This window comes from Streptomyces sp. NPDC051555, from assembly GCF_044454405.1.
Classification (GTDB): Bacteria; Actinomycetota; Actinomycetes; order Streptomycetales; family Streptomycetaceae; genus Streptomyces.
The window spans coordinates 958,072-975,649 of record NZ_JBITDP010000002.1 but is presented as its reverse complement, the minus strand read 5'-3'; the positions used below and the strand labels follow the sequence as shown (position 1 = coordinate 975,649).

16 protein-coding genes are annotated in these 17,578 nt (G+C 72.5%); 9 read left to right on the top strand and 7 right to left on the bottom strand.

What is annotated here, in order from left to right; all coding sequences use genetic code 11:
- Nucleotides 1-11 precede the first annotated feature (11 nt).
- Nucleotides 12-1,343 (top strand): aminotransferase class I/II-fold pyridoxal phosphate-dependent enzyme, encoded by a 1,332-nt coding sequence (locus ACIBEA_RS08290; RefSeq protein WP_399259008.1) that lies wholly within the window; start codon nucleotides 12-14, stop codon nucleotides 1,341-1,343.
- Between the two features lie 136 nt (nucleotides 1,344-1,479).
- Here ACIBEA_RS08290 and ACIBEA_RS08285 read toward each other — a convergent pair whose 3' ends face one another.
- Nucleotides 1,480-2,496 carry a DMT family transporter gene (locus ACIBEA_RS08285; protein ID WP_399259007.1) on the bottom strand — a complete coding sequence of 339 codons (1,017 nt, stop codon included), beginning with the start codon at nucleotides 2,494-2,496 and terminating at the stop codon, nucleotides 1,480-1,482.
- Nucleotides 2,497-2,570: 74 nt separating this feature from the next.
- Here ACIBEA_RS08285 and ACIBEA_RS08280 point away from each other — a divergent pair, with 74 nt between their 5' ends.
- Nucleotides 2,571-3,470, top strand: a complete 900-nt coding sequence (locus ACIBEA_RS08280; RefSeq protein WP_399259006.1) for a LysR family transcriptional regulator — start codon at nucleotides 2,571-2,573, stop codon at nucleotides 3,468-3,470.
- A gap of 73 nt (nucleotides 3,471-3,543) precedes the next feature.
- Here ACIBEA_RS08280 and ACIBEA_RS08275 read toward each other — a convergent pair whose 3' ends face one another.
- Nucleotides 3,544-4,002, bottom strand: coding sequence for a pyridoxamine 5'-phosphate oxidase family protein (locus tag ACIBEA_RS08275; protein ID WP_399259005.1), 459 nt, complete (start codon nucleotides 4,000-4,002; stop codon nucleotides 3,544-3,546).
- A 76-nt stretch (nucleotides 4,003-4,078) separates the two neighbouring features.
- On the opposite strand from ACIBEA_RS08275, the gene ACIBEA_RS08270 reads away from it, so the two are divergent.
- Nucleotides 4,079-4,723, top strand: coding sequence for a cysteine hydrolase (locus ACIBEA_RS08270; protein ID WP_399259004.1), 645 nt, complete (start codon nucleotides 4,079-4,081; stop codon nucleotides 4,721-4,723).
- A 2-nt stretch (nucleotides 4,724-4,725) separates the two neighbouring features.
- Here the strand turns inward: ACIBEA_RS08270 and ACIBEA_RS08265 are convergent, their stop codons facing one another.
- The 4 genes from ACIBEA_RS08265 to ACIBEA_RS08250 form a co-directional block, all read right to left on the bottom strand.
- Entirely contained in the window at nucleotides 4,726-5,109 is a 384-nt protein-coding gene (locus ACIBEA_RS08265; protein WP_399259003.1) for a hypothetical protein, read from the bottom strand.
- Between the two features lie 384 nt (nucleotides 5,110-5,493).
- Nucleotides 5,494-6,411, bottom strand: a complete 918-nt coding sequence (locus ACIBEA_RS08260; RefSeq protein WP_399259002.1) for a MurR/RpiR family transcriptional regulator — start codon at nucleotides 6,409-6,411, stop codon at nucleotides 5,494-5,496.
- 69 nt (nucleotides 6,412-6,480) lie between these two features.
- Entirely contained in the window at nucleotides 6,481-6,933 is a 453-nt protein-coding gene (locus ACIBEA_RS08255) for a hypothetical protein (RefSeq protein WP_399259001.1), read from the bottom strand.
- A complete protein-coding gene (locus ACIBEA_RS08250; RefSeq protein WP_399259000.1) occupies nucleotides 6,930-7,109 on the bottom strand; it encodes a hypothetical protein in 180 nt (59 codons plus the stop codon). The genes ACIBEA_RS08255 and ACIBEA_RS08250 overlap by 4 nt, the downstream gene beginning before the upstream one ends.
- 105 nt (nucleotides 7,110-7,214) lie before the next feature.
- On the opposite strand from ACIBEA_RS08250, the gene ACIBEA_RS08245 reads away from it, so the two are divergent.
- The 6 genes from ACIBEA_RS08245 (at nucleotide 7,215) to ACIBEA_RS08220 (ending at nucleotide 14,119) form a co-directional block, all read left to right on the top strand.
- Nucleotides 7,215-7,862 carry a TetR family transcriptional regulator gene (locus ACIBEA_RS08245; protein ID WP_399258999.1) on the top strand — a complete coding sequence of 216 codons (648 nt, stop codon included), beginning with the start codon at nucleotides 7,215-7,217 and terminating at the stop codon, nucleotides 7,860-7,862.
- A gap of 225 nt (nucleotides 7,863-8,087) precedes the next feature.
- Nucleotides 8,088-10,544 carry a SpoIIE family protein phosphatase gene (locus ACIBEA_RS08240; protein WP_399258998.1) on the top strand — a complete coding sequence of 819 codons (2,457 nt, stop codon included), beginning with the start codon at nucleotides 8,088-8,090 and terminating at the stop codon, nucleotides 10,542-10,544.
- 75 nt (nucleotides 10,545-10,619) lie between these two features.
- A complete protein-coding gene (locus ACIBEA_RS08235; protein WP_399258997.1) occupies nucleotides 10,620-11,099 on the top strand; it encodes a DUF6328 family protein in 480 nt (159 codons plus the stop codon).
- A 76-nt stretch (nucleotides 11,100-11,175) separates the two neighbouring features.
- A complete protein-coding gene (locus ACIBEA_RS08230) occupies nucleotides 11,176-11,505 on the top strand; it encodes a DUF6479 family protein (RefSeq protein WP_399258996.1) in 330 nt (109 codons plus the stop codon).
- 158 nt (nucleotides 11,506-11,663) lie between these two features.
- Nucleotides 11,664-11,840, top strand: coding sequence for a CsbD family protein (locus ACIBEA_RS08225; protein WP_385778393.1), 177 nt, complete (start codon nucleotides 11,664-11,666; stop codon nucleotides 11,838-11,840).
- Between the two features lie 182 nt (nucleotides 11,841-12,022).
- Nucleotides 12,023-14,119 (top strand): DUF6259 domain-containing protein, encoded by a 2,097-nt coding sequence (locus ACIBEA_RS08220; protein WP_399258995.1) that lies wholly within the window; start codon nucleotides 12,023-12,025, stop codon nucleotides 14,117-14,119.
- Between the two features lie 7 nt (nucleotides 14,120-14,126).
- Here the strand turns inward: ACIBEA_RS08220 and ACIBEA_RS08215 are convergent, their stop codons facing one another.
- Complete coding sequence (locus ACIBEA_RS08215) at nucleotides 14,127-17,555, bottom strand: NB-ARC domain-containing protein (protein WP_399258994.1); 3,429 nt, start codon at nucleotides 17,553-17,555, stop codon at nucleotides 14,127-14,129.
- Between the last annotated feature and the right edge of the window lie 23 nt (nucleotides 17,556-17,578).

Genomic DNA, 17,578 nt, shown 5'->3' with positions numbered 1-17,578 from the left:
TACTGTTGTTTGTGCTAGGAGAATACACAATCGTCGGAAGCCGCGCATCCGAGATCGCGGCCAGTGTCGAAGCGGGCGTGGGCTCCGGGGAGCTGCCCCCCGGAGCCCTGCTGCCACCGATGCGCGAGCTGGCGGGGGCGCTCGGGGTCAACCCGAACACCGTCGCCGCCGCCTACCGCACGCTGCGCGAACGCGGGGTCATCGAAACCGACGGGCGGCGCGGCAGCCGGGTGCGCGCCCGACCCGCCAGCACCCCGCGGGACGGTCTGCGGGTGGCGGTGCCGCCGGGCGGCCGGGACGTGGCCAGCGGCAACCCCGATCCGGGCGTACTGCCCGAGCTGTCCGGCGCGCTGGCGGCCGCGGCCCGGCGCTACGCGCAGGCGCCCACCCGGTACGGGGACGAGCCCGTCGTCCCCGAACTGGCCCGGCTCGCCCGGGCCGGGCTCGACGCCGACGGGGTGCCCGCCGGGCCCGTCGGGCTGACCTCGGGCGCGCTCGACGCGATCGAGCGGGTGCTGTCGGCGCACCTGCGCCCGGGGGACGTCGTGGCGGTCGAGGACCCGGGGTGGGGCAGCGTGCTGGACCTCGTGCCCGCGCTCGGCCTGCGGATCGCGCCCGTCGCCGTCGACGACGAGGGGCCGGTGCCGGAGGCCGTCGAGCGGGCCCTGGCGGAGGGTGCGCGGGCGCTGGTGGTCACCGCGCGGGCGCAGAACCCCACCGGCGCGGTGGTGAGCGCGGCGCGGGCGGCCGCGCTGCGGGAGCTGCTGGCCCGCCACCCGCACGTGCTCGTCGTCGACGACGACCACGGGCACGGCATCGTCGACCTGCCGCTGGAACCCCTGGGCGGGGTCACCCGGCACTGGGCGCTGGTGCGGTCCACCGCCAAGGCGTACGGGCCGGACCTGAGGCTCGCGGTGCTGACGGGGGACGCGGTCACGGTGGACCGGGTGCTGGGCCGCCAGCGGCTGGGCCCGGGCTGGGTGAGCCGGCTGCTCCAGTACGCCGTCATCGAGCTGTGGACCTCGGGGGCCGTGGACGGGGCCGCGGTGGCGCGGGCGTACGGGGAGCGGCGGGACGCGCTGGTGACGGCGCTGCGCGAGCGGGGCGTGGCCGCGCACGGGCGCAGCGGGATGAACGTGTGGGTGCCCGTGCCGGACGAGACGGGGGCGGTGACCCGGCTCCTCGCGGCCGGCTGGGCGGTGGCGCCGGGCGCGCGCTTCCGGGTGGACAGCGGTCCGGGCGTACGGATCACCGTGTCGCCGGTGGCCCCGGCCGAGATCCCGTCGCTGGCGGACGCGGTGGCGCAGGCGGTCCGCCCGGCGCGGGGGGTCCGGTACGACTAGGAGAGCGGCTCGGGGAACGGCTCGGGGAACGAGCAGGTCAGGTCCCGTGATCAAGCGTTCGGAAGCCGCTCCGCCGCGCCCGGGTGCCGTGACCTCTTCCGGTCACGGCAGTGCGGCGCGCGGTGTCGCGGCGGGGTCAGCCCTTCTTGCGCGGGCCGGACCGGGTCTGGGTCAGGGCGGCGCCGGCGAGGACGATCGCGGCGCCCACCGGGGTGTTCCAGTGCAACTGCTCGCCCAGGACCAGGACGCCCGCCGCGGTCGCGATCACCGGGATGAAGTAGGTGACCATCTGGGCCGTGGTCGGGCCGATCTCGCTCACCAGGCCGTACTGCATCTGCAGGGCCATGCCCGTCCCCAGCGCGCCCAGCGCGACCACCGACAGCGTGGGCCACAGCGGGAAGGAGGTCGGCGCGCTGGTGAACGCGGCGCTCACCACCGCCAGCTGGAGGGTGGAGACGATCAGCTGGGCTCCGGTCAGCGCCACCGGCGAGCCGGGGGTGCCGGCCAGGGTGCGGCGGACGTAGATCCAGCCGATCGGGTAGCAGAAGGACGCGAGCAGGGCGAAGGCCGTGCCCTTCGCGTCGACTCCCGCGAAGCCCTGCCAGGCGCCGAGGACCGTCAGCACCCCGAGGAAGCCGAGGCCGAGGCCCGCGAAGCGGCGCCGGGTCGGCCGGTCCTCGGAGAGGGCGACCAGGGACAGGGCCATGCCCCACAGCGGGGAGGTGGCGTTGCAGATGCCCGCGAGGCTGGAGGGGATGCTCAGCTCGGCGTAGGCGAAGAGGGAGAAGGGGGCGCTGTTGAGCAGCAGCGCCGCCACCGACAGGTGGCCCCAGGTCCGCAGCCCCCGGGGGAGCGGCTCGCGCCGGACGAGCAGGACGGTGACGAGGGCGAGCGCGCCGAAGAAGACCCGACCCATGGAGACGTGGAAGGGGGCGTACGCCTCGGTGCCCACCTTGATGAACAGGAAGCTGAACCCCCAGACCACCGAAAGGATCGCGAAGCGGATCCGCCAGTCGAGGCCCGGGCGGGCGCCGGCCGGGGCGGTGACCGCGGTGGTGGCCGCGGTGGTGGTCGGCGTGGTGGCTGCGGGGCTGGGGGTGGGGGCGGCGGCGGAGGTGGGGAGGGTCGGCCGGGCGGGTGCGGATGCGCTCATGGAGATCACTCTGCTCCGTACGACCTCGTAGGACAAGCGAGAGTTCTTTCGGTTCACGCCGTAGCATTGCTTACATGTTGAACCTGGAGCGCCTGCGCACGCTCGACGCCCTCGCCCGGCACGGCTCGGTCAGCGGGGCCGCCGACGGTCTGCACGTCACGACCTCGGCCGTCTCCCAGCAGATGGCCAAACTGGAGCGTGAGGTCGGCCAGCCCCTGCTCTCCAAGTACGGCCGCGGGGTCCGGCTCACCGACGCGGGGCGACTGCTCGCCGACCACGCCGCACGGATCATCTCCCAGGTGGAGCTGGCCCAGTCCGACGTGGAGGCCCAGCGCGGCTGCGTCGTCGGCGAGCTGCGGATCGGCGCCTTCCCCACCGCGATGCGCGGGCTGCTGCCGCGCACCCTCACCGCGCTGCGCGCCGCACACCCCGAGCTGCGGGCCCGGGTGACCGAGCAGGAGCCGGAGCAGAGCATGCGCGCCGTGGTGCGCGGGGACCTCGACCTCGCGGTGGCCATCGACTGGCACAACCGGCGGATGCCGGTGCCCGCCGAACTCTCCCGCGCCCACCTGCTCGACGACTCCGTCGACATCGCGATGCCCGCGGGGCACCCGATGGCCGAGCGGAGCCGGATCTCCCTGGCCGACTTCGCCGACGACGACTGGATCTCCTGGAACGAGGGCCAGTTCTGCCACGAGTGGCTGGTCTTCACGCTGCGCGGCCTGGGCGTGGAACCGCGCATCGCGCACATCGCCGAGGAGCACCACACCCAGCTGGCGTTCGTCGAGGCCGGGCTCGGGGTGTGCGTGGCGCCGCGGCTCGGGCGCGGGCCGGTGCCGGCCGCGGTGCGGCTGCTCCCGGTGTGCGACACCCTGCGCCGCCACGTGTACGTCGTCTGGCGCGCCGATGCCGACCGGCGGCCTTCGATCCGGGCGGCGGTGGCGGCGCTGCGGGACGCCGCGGCCCTGCTCTGAGACGGTCGGCTGCCGGCTGCCGGCTGCCGGCTGCCGGCTGCGGACGCCCGGCTTCCGGCGCCCGGTCCGCCGCCTATCGCTTGCGGAAGTCCCAGGACACCACCGAGTCCGGGGTGAGGCGGATCCACGCGTGCCGCCCGTCGTGCGGCATCTCGGTGATGCCGAAGTTCTTCACCGGGAAGAGCCGCTCGACCTCCTCCAACTCCGGGCAGGGTTCGCCGGTCCGGGGCGCCTCGCCGACGAAGACCGCGCTGCCGGAGAGCTCGACGCCGCGCAGCTCGTCGTACTCCTCGCCCGCGTCCACGACCACCGAGATCCGCGGGTCCTTCCGCAGGTCCGCCCAGCGGCGGCTGCGGGTGATCGAGTACAACCACAGCGAGGTGCCGTCCCAGGTGAACCAGAGGGCGCCGACGTGCGGGCGACCGTCGCCGGAGACGGTGGCGACCCGGCAGGTGCGCTCGGCGCGCAGGAACGCGTCCACCTCCGCGCCGGTCATCATGATCCGCCGGCCGCGCCGCTGTGCGTCGTCCATCCGCCCCACACCCCTTCACATCTGACTATGTGTCAGGAATCATGAGGGCTCTTCCGTCATCACGCCAGGGGGATGCATGTCCCAGGACGCCGCCCGCCGCGACCGGCTCAGGGCGCAACTCGACCCCGCCACCACCGCGCTGCTGACCGTCGAGTGCCAGAACGGGGTCGTCGGCGCGGACAGCGCGCTGCCCGAGCTGGCCAAGGAGGCCCAGGCGTCCGGCATGTTGGGGCGGGTGGCCGCACTGGTCGACGCCGCGCACCTGGCGGGCGTACAGGTCCTGCACGCGGTGGCCGAGCGGCGGCCGGACGGGCGGGCGGCCAACTCCAACGCGCGGCTCTTCCGGGCGGCCGGGAAGCTCCCGGTGCGGCAACTGTCGGGCACGCGCGCGGTCGAGGTCGCCGAGCCGATCGCGGTCGCCGAGGAGGACATCGTCGTACGCCGCCTGCACGGGCTGTCCCCGATGGCCGGGACCGACCTGGACGCCCTGCTGCGCAACCTCGGCTGCCGCACCCTCGTCGTCACCGGGGTCTCCGCCAACGTCGCGATCCCGAACACGGTCTTCGACGCGGTCAACTTCGGCTACACCGTCGTGGTCCCGGCCGATGCGATCGCCGGGGTGCCGGCCGACTACACCCCGCAGCTGATCCGCAATTCCCTGGCCCTGGTCGCCACCGTCACCACGGCCGAGGACGTCATCGACACCTGGGCACGCGACTGACGTCAGCCGCGGCGGCCGGCGCCCTGGGCGAGGAGGGCGTCGCCGACGAGGCGGACCCCGCGGGACAGTCGGCCCAGCTGCTGGAGCTCGACGGCGTACATCCTGATGGAGTTCTCGATCACGGAGGCGGCCACGCCCATCGAGGGGAGTTCCGCCCGGCTGGTCTCCAGGGCGATCCGCATCGTCCGTACCTCGTGCCGCAGTTGGAGCTGGGCGTGCCGGGCGAGCAGTGCGGGATGGCGGGTCAGCGTCGGGTAGCTGCCGTAGCGGGCCGGGAGCAGGTCCCGTAGCCAGTGCACGGCGGTGCGTTCCCAGTCCTGGGTGCCGGGCGCCTTGACCTGGCAGGGCCAGTCGGGGCTGAGCGTGATGGAGGCAGTCTGGCGCATGCTCGTCGCTTCCGAGTGGTGTCGAACTGATCGAGACGTTGCTGCGGCGGCCCCGGCCCAGGGGTTGGCCGGGACCGCCGTGCGCGCTCCGGTGGATCCGAATGCCGGGATCGGGCACGGGTGGGACGTGAGGAGGAGTGGCGTCGCACCGCGTGCCCGTCTCCGGGAGGGCTTGGGGTGAGCTCTCCGTGGCGTCTGGTGGATCCGGGGCGCTCGGCAAGTAAACATATATACCGTCGGGTAAGCAAGGGAATGAAAAATTACATACGACGGCGAGATGGAACCCGGCCCCGGAAATCGGTCGTGGAGCCGGGTGTGGAGCCGGGTGCGGGGTGCGGGGTGCGGGTCCGGCTGTGGGGGTGCGGGTCCGGGTGTGGGTTCGGCCTAGAGGAAGAAGCCGTGCTGGTCGGCGACCTGCTCGTAGCTTTCGAGGCGCGCCTGGGTCCGCTCGGGGTCCGCGTCGGCCATCGCCTGGAGCAGGGCCGCGGACAGCATGCCGGGTGCCGCGTAGGAGTCGAAGACGAGCCTGGCCCCGGTGCCCGCGGTCAGCGTCACGTCCGCGGCGTCCGTCAGGGGGCCCAGGGTCGGATCGGTGATCAGCGCGGTGCGCAGCCCCACGCTCCGCGCGGCCCGCAGCGCGCCCAGCGTCTCCTTGGCGTGCCGGGGCATGGCGTAGGCCAGCACCCAGGTCCCGCCCGCCGCCCGCGATTGGAGCAGGGCGTCGTAGGCCACGCTGCCGCCGCGGGTCACCAGGCGGACGTCGGGGTGGATGCGCCGGGCGGCGTAGGCGAAGTACTCCGCCAGCGACACCGAGATCCGCAGGCCGAGCACCGTCAGCGGCACGGAACCGGCGAGCTCGCGCCCGATGTTCAGCACCTGTTCGGTGTCGGCGAGCAGGTGGCGCAGGTTCTGCAGGTTCTCGATCTCGGCGTCCACGGCCGCCTGCAACTCGTTGCGGCGGAACTGCCCGCCGGCCCCGGGGGCGCCCGCGACCGCGCTCAGGGCGATCGGTTGGAGCGCGTCCCGCAGGGCGGGGTAGCCGCTGAATCCGAGGGACACGGCGAAGCGGGTCACGGACGGCTGACTGACCCCGACCCGGTCCGCCAACTCGGTGATCGAGAGGAAGGCGGCCTCGGTGAGGTGGTCGATCAGGTACTGGGCGATCCGCCGCTGTCCCGGGGAGAGCCGGTGGCCGTCGAACAGCGCGCGGACCCGCTCGCCGGGGGCGCGTTCGGGTTCAGGCGAGCGACCGCCCGGCGTGATGGCGGCTGCTTGGGCGCGTGCCTGCTGCCCGGATGACACCGACGGGCCTCCCTCTCATGTCACTCGTCACCCAACATAGCTCACACCCTGTGTCCGGTCCTTCGAGCGTCAGCCGAGGCTCCAGGACCAGGTGTGGTCCGCGCTGATGAGGCAGGCCAGGACGACGAGGTCCGCGACCCCGAGGGCCAGCCCGAGGCGGGCACGGGCGGGGCGGGTCGTTCCGCGGAACAGGGCGAGGGTGGCGAGTGCGATCGCGACGGGTCCGAGGACGAGGTTCATGGCCAGGAGCCCGACCAGGCCGGACACGAAGGAGAGGACGGCCATGGTGTCGGCATCGCCGGCCGCACGCGCGTCGCCGGCGGAACGGGTCGTGTCGGTCGTGGTGGTCGTACTGGCCGCGCCGGTCGCGCCGGTCGCACCGGCTGTGTCCGTCGTGCCGGCCGAACGGGCCCCGGGAGTCGGGTCGTCGGGGCCGGTGCGGGTCGTCGGGGCCCCGGCGCGGAGCTCCGGGGCGGGGGTGGTGGAGCGGCGCTCCCGGACGGCGGGTCGGTGCGTGGTCATGAGGAACTCCCCTGACGGTCGACGCGGTGGTGGCGCCCGGTCCGCTCCCGTACGGCGAAGACCGTGAGCCAAACGGCGATCACGGCCGTCGCGACGAGCGAGACCGCCACCGGGACGTGGGCCACGGTTCCCAGCAGGATGCCCAAGAGCAAGAGGGCCGCTACAAGGAAGAGCATCGTGCTTCCTCCTTCGGATTCCTAGAATCGGTAACAGTTGTTCACTGACTGGTCAGTCTAAATGATGGCATGCGGTCGCCGCAGGATGGGGGTTTACTTTCCGTCATGAACCAGACCGTCGGGGCCCGTCAGGCCCAACGCCTCCGTACGCGCCGGGCCTTGCTGGACGCCGCGCTCTCGCTCCTGGAGGAGCAGAGCCTGGGCAGCCTCGGTCTGCGCGAGGTGACCCGCGCGGCGGGAGTGGCGCCGACGGCCTTCTACCGGCACTTCACCGGCATCGAGGAACTGGGGGTCGCCCTGGTGGACGAGGCGCTGGAGAACCTGGAGGAGGGGATCGCCGCGATCTTCTTCGACGGCGCCGGGATCGCGGCCCGACGCATCGACCAGGCAGTGGATTTGATGGCCGGACTCGTCCGCGCGTACCCGGCACACCTCCGTTTCATCGTCCGGGAACGCCACGGAGGGGTGCGCAGGGTGCGCGAGGCGGTCGCCGGACGGCTGGACGGCTTCGCCCGGGACATGGCCGAAAATCTCGCCGCCGACCCGCTCGGCGCCGGGTGGAGCCCCGAGGACCTGCTGATGCTCGCCCGCCTCTACGTCGACCACATGGTGATGACGGCGTCCGCCTACCTGGCGGCGTCCCTGGAGGGCAACGCCTGGGCCGACGTCACCGACACGGCACGGCGCCAGCTCCGACTGATCCACGCGGGGCGGCTCCACTGGACGGAGGCCGGGCGGGCCGACGGCCCCTGAGCTTCGCCTGATCCCGGATCCCGGATCCCGGATCCCGGATCAATCGCGGCGCAGCAGGCTCATACCCGGGCACCCTCGCGGGAGTGCTGGGCGTCATCGCGGGGGCGGCGGCCACGGCGCGGGCCGCTCGTAACCCCTTTTGAAGGTGGCCGCCGCCGGTCCGGTCATGGGGGTTGACCGGCGAGAACGGCTTCCACCGGCCCCGTGGCGTGCCATGCTCGACATATGGCGGGTGAATCCGGGGTTCCCGACGGCGGCGCGAGCGCGACACCAGAGGTGTTGGCGCTGGCCAAGGTCGTCTCCAGGCTGCGCGCCGAGGTGGTGGACCTGGAGGGACTGGCCTCCATGACGGCCGTCGTGGAGCGGACCAAGGGCGTGCTCATGGCCCGGGAAGGCGTCACGGCCGACACCGCGAACCGGCTGCTGCTGGAGCGCGCCGCGGAGCACCGCCGCACCCTCCTGGAGGAGTGCTGGCTCACCCTGGGCCGCGTGACCGGCGCGGGCCCGGCGGCGACGCCGGCGCAGGCGGTCCCGGCCGCCGGGGCCGTGCCCACCCTCCCGCGGGAGCCGGGCCCCTCACCCTTCGACACCGGCCGCTACGTCGTCGCCGACGGCGGCCGTCCGACCGGGCACCGCACGGCCCTCGCGGCCCTGGCCCGGTCCCTGGCCGGCGCCCGCACCCCGATCGAGACCGCCCGGCGGCTGTACGAGGCACTGGCGGACGCCGAGGACCTCGGCGCGGTGATGATCTACACCCTGACCACCGCCGGCAGCCTGAAGCTGATCGGGCACGCGGGGATCGACGACGCGCTGGCCGAGCAGTGGAGCCACGTCCCGCCGCTCAGCGGCATCGCCGCGATGGAGGCCATCGAGGCACGGGAAGCGGTGTGGCTCGAAGATCCGGATCTGGACGCGGCCCGGTACCTGCTGATCGGGGAGCCGCCCGAGCGGTGGCCCTCGCGCGCCTGGCTGCCCGTACCCGGGTACGGAGCGGGGGCGGCGGTCGTCGGCTTCCTCCGCACCCGGCGGGGCCCCTTCACCGCCGGCACCCGGACCCTGCTCAGGCGGGCCGTCCGACTGTGCGGCGGACTCCTGCACGAGGGCGGGGCGGTCCGGGGGAGCCTGCCGCTCCAGGCGGACGTCGAAGCGATCCAGACGATCTTCGATGCCATGTCCGGACCGGTCGTCCTGCTCAGCCCGCTGCGCGGGCGGACGGGGGAGGTGGAGGACTACCGGATCGACGCCGCCTCGCCGCAGTCGGTGGACGTCGCGGGGCGCCACGGCAAGGAGTTGGTCGGCCGGCGGGTGCTGGAGACCTACCCGACCGTCGCGGGCACCGCGCTGTGGGAGGGGTACCTGGACGCGCTGACCCTGGGCGCGGTCTACGAGGGCGAGCCCTTCCTGTACGAGGACGTGAGCGCCGGAGTCCCCGAGCGGTCCACCTACTCGGTGCGCGCCACCAGACTGGGCGAGCGCCTGGTGGTGACCTGGATCCGGCACGACACCACCGACCGGGAGACGCGCCGGCTCGACGACCTCCAGCGACTGGGCAACCTCGGCTGGGCGAGCTGGAACCTGCTGACCGACACCGTCACCTGGTCCGACCAGGTCTACGCCGTCTTCGGCCGTGATCCCGCCCTGGGACCCATGCGGTTGGAGGAGCTGCCCGAGCACCTGCTCCCGGAGGACCTGCCCGCACTGGGCGCGGCCGTGCAGCGGCTGTTGGGCGACGGCACGGCCATCGACCAGTACTTCCGGATCGCCGCGCCGGACGGCCTGCGGCACCTGCGGATCGTCGCCGAGGCCCAACGGGATGCGGACGGAAGCCCGTTGGAGGTGCACGGCTTCTTCCAGGACCTGACCGCGCTACGGGCCGCCGAAATGGCCCTGCGCGAGAGCGAACGCGCCAACCTCGTCCAGCGCGGCACCCTCAAGGCCGAACGGGCGCTGGGGGCCCGGCTCCAGGACACCCTGCTGCCGATCCCCGAGCAGTCGCTGGAACTGGCCGGTCTGCGCGTCGACGTGGCCTACCTGCCCGCCGACAGCGGTCTGAACGTCGGTGGCGACTGGTACTCCGCGATCGAACTCCCCGACAAGAGCGCGCTGTTCGTCGTCGGAGACGTCGCGGGCCACGGTCTGGCGGCCGTCGGCACGATGGCCCAACTGCGCTTCACCGCCAAGGGCATGACCATCACCGGATCGCCCCTGCCCGACGCGCTCGCCCGACTCAACGCCCTGCTGCTCCACACCGCTACGGACGCCCACAGCGCCACCGCCACCATGGTCATGGGGCGCTACCAGCCCTGGGACCACCGGTTGACCTGGGTACGGGCGGGCCACCTCCCGCCGCTGCTGATCCGCGACGGCGCGGCCACCTACCTGCCGCAGCCGCAGGGCACCCTCCTCGGCGCCGCGTTCGGCTCCTCGTACGGGCAGGAGGTGACGGACCTGCTGCCCGGCGACCACCTGCTCTTCTACACGGACGGCCTGGTGGAGGAGCCGGGCGAGGACATCGGGCTGGGCCTCGCCCAGCTCGCCGAGACGGCCCTGCGGCTCGTGCGGGAAGGCCGTAGCGGCGCCCTGGCCACCGCCCTCGCGGGCCTGCGCGACGGGCACCGCGACGACATCTGCGTCCTGGAGATCTACGTTCCCCCGCGTCCCGATCCGACCGGGCCGGTGTAGCGGGAGCCGGAGCGGGCAGACGCGCACGGGGACCGCCGGCGGGCCGCGGTCCCGGGCGCGAAGGAGGACGCCGTCATGGCGGCCGATCGTACGGAGACGGAGGCGGAGCGGGCCGACCGCCGCTGGAACGAGACGCTCCAAGAGGTACGGGTCGCGCAGACCGGGGCGCAGATCCTCTTCGGCTTCCTGCTGAGCGTCGCCTTCATGCCCGCTTTCCACGGGCTGGCAGCCTTCGACCGGACGCTGTACGTCGTCACCGTCACGCTGGGCGCCCTGGCGACCGGAACCCTGATCGCGCCCGTCGCCTACCACCGGATGCTGGCCGGCCAGCACCTCAAGCCACAACTCGTCGACGCGGCCGGCCATTTGGTCTCGGTGGGCATCGTGCTGCTCGCACTGACCGTCACCTCGGCCGTGCTCCTGCTGCTCCGCGTCGCCACCGCGCACTGGATCGCCTGGCCGCTGACGGGCTTCGTCACGGGCTGGTTCGTCATCTGCTGGCTACTGCTGCCGTTCCTGCTCCTGCGCAGGAGGGGCAAGAACCCGCCGCGTTAGCGGTCCGGCCGGGCGGGTAGCCGCGGGGTGCGGTCCCCGGTTCGGGGCCGCCCCGCCGCAACAGGAAGGATCCGACATGTCGAACCCGTCCCTCGCACCCTTCGCATCCGTCGAGCTCGCCGTGGGTGCCTCGTCCGCTGTCGTGCTCGTCATCGGCGTGGTCGTCGCGGCGCTGCTCGTCGGCGCCGTGTGGCTGGGCATCCGACGCCGTAGGCGCGAGCCGGCGCCGCCCCGCGCCGAGGATCAGCCGCGCCGGCCCGGGCGCGGCCGGCACACCGAGGGGGCGCGCGAGCCCGACGGCGCCGGTTTCCCGGCCGACGGCAGCCGTCGTACCGCGCACGAGATGAAGGGGTACGGGAACCTCGGCTCGAAGCCGGAGGGCGGGAACGCCTCCGACGAACCGTGACGGACGGCCGAACCGTGACGGACGGCCGAACCGTGACGGATGGCCGCCCGGACGAATGGGACGGGAAGCACGGGGCAGGGGCGCAGTGAGAGGTACGGATGCGGCGGCCCGGAGGTCCGGGCGCCGCACGATCCACACCAACCGTGAAGGAGGCCACCATGGCCGACAAGGGAACTGCGGACAAGGCGAAGGGCAAGGCCAAGGAGGCCGCCGGCAAGGTCACCGGCAATGAGCGGCTGACCGCCGAAGGCAAGATCGACCAGGCCGTGGGCGAGACGAAGAAGACCATGTCCGATGCCAAGGACGCCCTGCAGGGCAAGCACCGCAAGGGCTGATCCGACCCCGGACCACGCCCCGGGCTCCCCGCCGGTCGGCGGGGAGCCCGGGGCGCGCCTGGGTCCGTTGGCAGGCCGGTTGACCGCGGCATCGCTTCTGTGGTCGTCTCGTGCGGGTGGCCGCGGGGCGGTGCGGGCGTCGATGGACGCCAGCGCCTTCTGCTCGGAGGTGGGTGCGTTCGATGACGGCGACCGATCTGGTCCAGCTGTCCAGCAACGGAATCGAGCTGTTGATCGATCGGCGCACCGGTGCCTTGGCACGGGTGGAGTCGACCGAGACCGGCTGGCGCGTCACCGATCGGCTCGACCTGGCAGCCGGGTTCCGGCTGCTCGTCCCGCTTCCCGGGCGGCGCAACAACCTCGCCTACGGCGAACGGCAAGATCCCCCCGAGGTTCTGTCCGGTGCCTCCGCCGGCGAGATCACGCTTCGCTGGCGCAGGGTGCGCTCCGAGCACGGCGGCGAACACCCGATCGGTGTCACGCAACGGATCAGCGTCGCCGGACGGCGGGCTCTCTTCGAGACGACGGTGGACAACGAGTCCGAGTACACCGTCGAGAACGTCTGGACGCCCTGCCTCGGCGACCTTCGCCCGCCGTCTCCGGACGAGGAGCTGCACAGCTTCTGCCAGTCCCAGACGACCGCGGTGCAGCTACGGCTGTGGCCGCGCTTCCAGAGCAACTGCGGTCCTCACGGCGTCGACCACCCGACACAGATGGCCAGCTTCGACGATCCGAACGCCGGTGTGACGCCCGGCTCCCCTTTCATGCTGGTCCTGGCGCGCGACCAGGGCCTGTACGTCGGCGTCGCGGAGCGCGGTGACGATCTGGTGAGCTGGCATTCGGAGCTCGTTCCCGGGTTCGCGGACACCGTCACCGGGCTGCCGGACCCGGATGCGACGATCCGGTTCTCCACCGTCCATCTGCCCTACGTTCCGCCCGGTGCGACGAGGCGACTCACCCCGATCGCGGTCGAGTGGTTCCGGGGCGACTGGCACGCCGGGGCGGACATCTACCGGCGGTGGCGGGATCAGTGGATGACCGGCCCGACCGCGCCCGCCTGGGCGGACGAGCCGCATTCCTGGCTCCAGCTGCACCTCAACTCCCCCGAGGACGAGCTGCGCATCCCCTTCCGGGAACTGCCCGAGGTGGGACGGGAATGTGTCGACGCGGGAATCCGGGCGATCCAGCTCGTCGGCTGGAACGAGGGTGGTCAGGATCGCGGCTACCCCTTCCACCAGCCCGATCCCAGGCTCGGCACCTTCGAGGAACTGCGGGACGCGATCGCTCGGATCCACGCTCTCGGTGTCAGGGTGGTGCTCTTCTGCAAGTTCACCTGGGGCGACCGGACGGCCCCCCGGTACCCGGAGATCGCCGCGGACACGGTCAAGGACCCGTTCGGGGACCCGTACAACGGCGTCTACTACCGCTACCAGACTCCGACCCAGTTGCTCGGCATAAACGTCCGCCACCTCGTCCCGATGTGCTTCGGCAGTGAGCGCTACCTGGCCACCTGCGAGAAGGAGTTCGCCACCGTCGTCGCACTGGGCGCGGCCGGCATGCTGTTCGACCAGTGCCAGCACCACGCCGATGCCCGGCTGTGCTTCGACGCCGGCCACGGCCATCCGCTCCCCTGGCCCGTCCACGCGAACGACAACGAACTCGTCCGCCGGCTCTCCAGGCAGACGCTGCAGAGCCCCGACTTCCTCTATGCCGGGGAACGGCTGTACGACTGGGAGTTCGAGCGGTATCACCTGTCGTACCTTCAGAGTGCGAAGCCCGATCACCTCCCGCTCCACCGGTACCTGCTTCCGCAGGCGCAGATGATGACCGCGGTCACCGGGTTCGACGACCGCAACATCATCAACCAGAGTCTGCTGTACCGGTATCTCATCAGCTACGAGCCGTTCAACTTCAAGGGGCGGCCGTCCGACTTCCCGCGGACCATCGCCTACGGTCGGCGGATGGACGCACTGCGCACCGAGCTCCGGGACTGGTTCTGGGACGGGACGTTCCGCGACACCGTCGGCGCCGACGTGCGGTCCGCCGACGGACGGTCACACCATCCTTATGCCGTCTACCTGCACCGCCACACGCGTGAGCCCGCCCTCGCCGTCGCCAACTACGGCGCCGGGGCCACCTCGGTCCGGATCGACGGGATCGGCCCGCGGCTGGCCTGCCGACTCGTCGGCGAGGACTCGTGGACCGGAGTCGGCGACGGGTGCGTCGACCTGCCGCCGCGATCCGCGGCCGTCGTCCTCCCGGCGAAGGGCATCCTGTGAGGGTGGATCAGCCTCCGGCGGTGTAGTCGAGCACGTAGACACCCGCATACCCCGACGCACACAGGCGGGTGTCGGAGATCCAGGCACATGAGCGCATCTCCTGCTCCACGCGCAGCGCGTTCCGGCAGCGGCCGGTGACCGCGTCCCAGATCCGGATGACGCCGTCCGTGCTGGTGCTCGCGATCAAGGCGTCGTCCGGGGAGACGGCACAGTCCCAAGTGGCGCCGTCGCCGCTCGCCAGGGTGAGCAACGGGGCCCCTGTAGCGGTGTCCCAGGTACGGACGGTCCCGTCGTAGGCGGCGGAGGCCAGCCACGAGCCGTCGGCCGAGAACGTGCAATTGGTGACCCGGTTCGTGTGGCCGGGCAGGACGGCGACGAGGGCACGGGACGCGATGTCCCACAGGCGCACGAGCCTGTCCGTTCCGCACGAGGCGAGTTTGGCCCCGTCGGGGGAGATCGCGCAGCCGAAGAGCTGACCGAGGTTCGTGCCGAGCACCGCGAGAGGCCTGCCGTCGGTGGTGTCCCACAGGCGGAGCGTCCCGTCGCTGCTCACGGTCGCCACCTGTGTGCCGTCGGGAGTGAACGCGCAGCGCTCGACCCAGGCCGTGTGGCCCGTCAGCGTGATGTGCGGTGCGTGACCGTCGGGCCTCCACAGGTGAAGGGTGCTGTCGTAGCCGCTCGCGGCGCCGCTGGAGGCGAACCACGAGCCGTCCGGTGAGACGGCGCAGCAGGCCACCCCTCCGGTGCGCGCGTTCCGGGCGGCCAGTTCGGTTCCCGTGGCGACGTCCCAGAGGCGCACGACCCCGTCGTCACCCGAGGACACGATCCGGCCGCCGCCCGGAAACACGGCGCATTGGCGGACCGGTTCGACGGGGGCGCGGACCTGTGTGCGTACGGCCGCCGCTCCGGAGATCCCGCCGCGGTCGGGTTCGCCCCACCGCGGGCGCCAGACATGGACCGTGCCGTCCGAACCGCCCGCGGCGATCCAGCTCGCGTCGTGGGCCATGGCGCAGGCGTTGGCGCCTCCGGTGTCCCCGTACAGGGTCAGACCCAGCTGCCCGGTCGCCACGTCCCAGACGCGGACGGTGCGATCCGTACCCGCGGAGACCAGCATGGTGCCGTCGGCCGCCACGGCACACGCGTTGACCCAGCCCTCGTGGCCCGCGAGCGACACCCGTTCCGTGCCCGAGCGCACGTCCCACACCCGGATGGTGCCGTCGACGCCGGTGGATGCCAGCCAGGTGCCGTCCGGTGCGACGGCGCAGCTCATCACCGCGCCTTCGTGGCCCGTCAACACGGTCCGGCAGATCCCGGAGCGCATGTCCCATACCCGGATGGTGCCGTCGACGCCGGTGGATGCCAGCCAGGTGCCGTCCGGTGCGACGGCGCAGCTCATCACCGCGCCCTCGTGGCCCGTCAACACGGTCCGGCAGATCCCGGAGCGCACGTCCCATACCCGGATGGTGCCGTCGACGCCGGTGGATGCCAGCCAGGTGCCGTCCGGTGCGACGGCGCAGCTCATCACCGCGCCCTCGTGCCCCGTCGACACGGTCCGGCAGATCCCCGACCGCACGTCCCACACCCGAACCGAGCCGTCGTCACCGGCGGACGCGATCGACGCGCCGTCCGGTGTCCATGCGCACCCCCAGATCCAGCCGGTGTGACCGTCGAGCACCTGGCGCGTCGCACCCGTCGCGACGTTCCAGATCCGGAGGGAGCGGTCGAATCCCGCGGAAGCCAGCCAGCGGCCGTCGGGCGAGGCGGCGCAGGCACGGACCGCGCTGGTGTGCCCCTCCAGCGTCCGGTCCAGATCAGGGTCGGGTAGGTCGGGGAGCGGCCAGAAGGGAGTCAGCCGCGGCCCTGTCAGCACGCGGGCCGCTCGGCTGTGGAACCGTTCCGTCCGATCGGTCACGGGGATACGCGACAGGAGGGTGTCCGCCAGCCCCGGCCGGAGCCGGCCCAGCAGATGTGCCTGCTGTCCGACGACACGGTGCAGTTCCTCTGCCGTCGGCGCATCGGACAGTGCCAGATCGCCGCCGACCGCGACCGGCCCGTGGCGTTCGATCCGGGCCAGTAGCCATCGCGGATCGCAGACCAGGTCGGTCAGTTCCGTCCCGGCGTCCGCCTCCGCCAGGTGGTAGGTGACGTTCCGCCACAGGTAGCCCGCGTCATCAGGCAACCGCCACCAGGCGGTTCCACCGTCCTCCGGCGTGCCGGAAGACGGCACGATGGTCGATCTGACGGCATCGATCAACGTCCGGTTCCGCTCAGCCAGCCAGGCGGCCCCCTGACGGTGCCGGAGATAGCTGCGCAGCACGTCGTGCAGCCGCAGGGCCGGGCCGTCCTCCCAGGCGCCCGACGCCAGACACAGCGAGCTCAGTCTCGACCTGAGCCGATCGGCCGCTGCCGGGCTCAGCCGGCCACCGGTCCCGGACCACAACAAGGCGAGCACGGAGCCGGGAACGGCGATGTCCTCGGGAAAGATCGCCAGATCGAAGTAACGTGCCTGGTCCTCAGGGGCCATGAGATCCAGACTGGCCTGAAGGGTCGCTTCCACCGCCTGGTCCCGACTCGACGCATCGGACACGTCGAGAGCTGCCGGGCCACCGGCGAGCAACCGGTCCAGCACCCATGTCCCTGCCTGCGCGACAGTGGCTCCCTGCCGCACGGACTCCGCCATGGCGGCGTTCACCAGCGAGAGCAGTACGGGCCATCGTCCCGTCAGCTCCACCAGCTGGTCGATCGTCGGCCGCGGCAGGCCGGGCAGCCCCTGGGTCAGCGCCTGAACGGCCTCGTCGATCTCCATGGCATCCACTCGTATCGACGAGACGTAGCGCGGCAGTACCGTCGCATTGCGTGTGGTGATGATCCGTCGGCAGCGCGGCGCACCGATGAGGAAGGGTGCGAGTTGCGCGGCGTGCCACACGTCATCGATCACCAGAAGGGTGTCGGGCCGCCGGCTGAGCAGAGCGCCGAGCCGGAATCCCGCCTGTTGCGGGTCAGGGCTGGTGAACTCCTGGCCGGACAGCAGCCCGCAGACACCGTTCACCTTGGCCGCCAGGTCGGCGCCGGCTGCGTTCTGGCCGAGTGTCACCCACAGCAGGCCACCGGTGAATCGCGCGCGAACACTGGGGTCGGTGAGGCAGAGGTCGGCGACGAGCGTGGTCTTGCCGAAGCCGCCGGCGCCTTCCAGAGCCGTGGTGACGGCGACAGGACCGTCGACGTCCGACAGCAGCGCGCCTCGTAGCGCTGCCACGAGTCCGGGCCTCGGGACGACGGGCCCTGGCGGCGGTGGTGCCATCCACAGCGGCGTGCCGGACGGCTGGATGCCTGCGTGGACGACCACCGTGTGGATGATTCCGGTGTTGGCGACGTTGATCCCGCCCGTGTTGTGCTGGCTGACCTCGCCGGTGGAAGCGGATGCCTCGCCACTCATTCAGCGAGCCCGCACGCTCGACG

Excerpts from the sequence above, each read along its gene's own strand:
- ACIBEA_RS08285 (WP_399259007.1), bottom strand. The coding sequence starts at position 2,496 with ATGAGCGCATCCGCACCCGCCCGGCCGACCCTCCCCACCTCCGCCGCC.
- ACIBEA_RS08280 (WP_399259006.1), top strand. The coding sequence starts at position 2,571 with ATGTTGAACCTGGAGCGCCTGCGCACGCTCGACGCCCTCGCCCGGCAC.
- ACIBEA_RS08275 (WP_399259005.1), bottom strand. The coding sequence starts at position 4,002 with ATGGACGACGCACAGCGGCGCGGCCGGCGGATCATGATGACCGGCGCG.
- ACIBEA_RS08270 (WP_399259004.1), top strand. The coding sequence starts at position 4,079 with ATGTCCCAGGACGCCGCCCGCCGCGACCGGCTCAGGGCGCAACTCGAC.
- ACIBEA_RS08265 (WP_399259003.1), bottom strand. The coding sequence starts at position 5,109 with ATGCGCCAGACTGCCTCCATCACGCTCAGCCCCGACTGGCCCTGCCAG.
- ACIBEA_RS08255 (WP_399259001.1), bottom strand. The coding sequence starts at position 6,933 with ATGACCACGCACCGACCCGCCGTCCGGGAGCGCCGCTCCACCACCCCC.
- ACIBEA_RS08250 (WP_399259000.1), bottom strand. The coding sequence starts at position 7,109 with ATGCTCTTCCTTGTAGCGGCCCTCTTGCTCTTGGGCATCCTGCTGGGA.
- ACIBEA_RS08245 (WP_399258999.1), top strand. The coding sequence starts at position 7,215 with ATGAACCAGACCGTCGGGGCCCGTCAGGCCCAACGCCTCCGTACGCGC.
- ACIBEA_RS08240 (WP_399258998.1), top strand. The coding sequence starts at position 8,088 with ATGGCGGGTGAATCCGGGGTTCCCGACGGCGGCGCGAGCGCGACACCA.
- ACIBEA_RS08235 (WP_399258997.1), top strand. The coding sequence starts at position 10,620 with ATGGCGGCCGATCGTACGGAGACGGAGGCGGAGCGGGCCGACCGCCGC.
- ACIBEA_RS08230 (WP_399258996.1), top strand. The coding sequence starts at position 11,176 with ATGTCGAACCCGTCCCTCGCACCCTTCGCATCCGTCGAGCTCGCCGTG.
- ACIBEA_RS08225 (WP_385778393.1), top strand. The coding sequence starts at position 11,664 with ATGGCCGACAAGGGAACTGCGGACAAGGCGAAGGGCAAGGCCAAGGAG.
- ACIBEA_RS08220 (WP_399258995.1), top strand. The coding sequence starts at position 12,023 with ATGACGGCGACCGATCTGGTCCAGCTGTCCAGCAACGGAATCGAGCTG.
- ACIBEA_RS08215 (WP_399258994.1), bottom strand. The coding sequence starts at position 17,555 with ATGAGTGGCGAGGCATCCGCTTCCACCGGCGAGGTCAGCCAGCACAAC.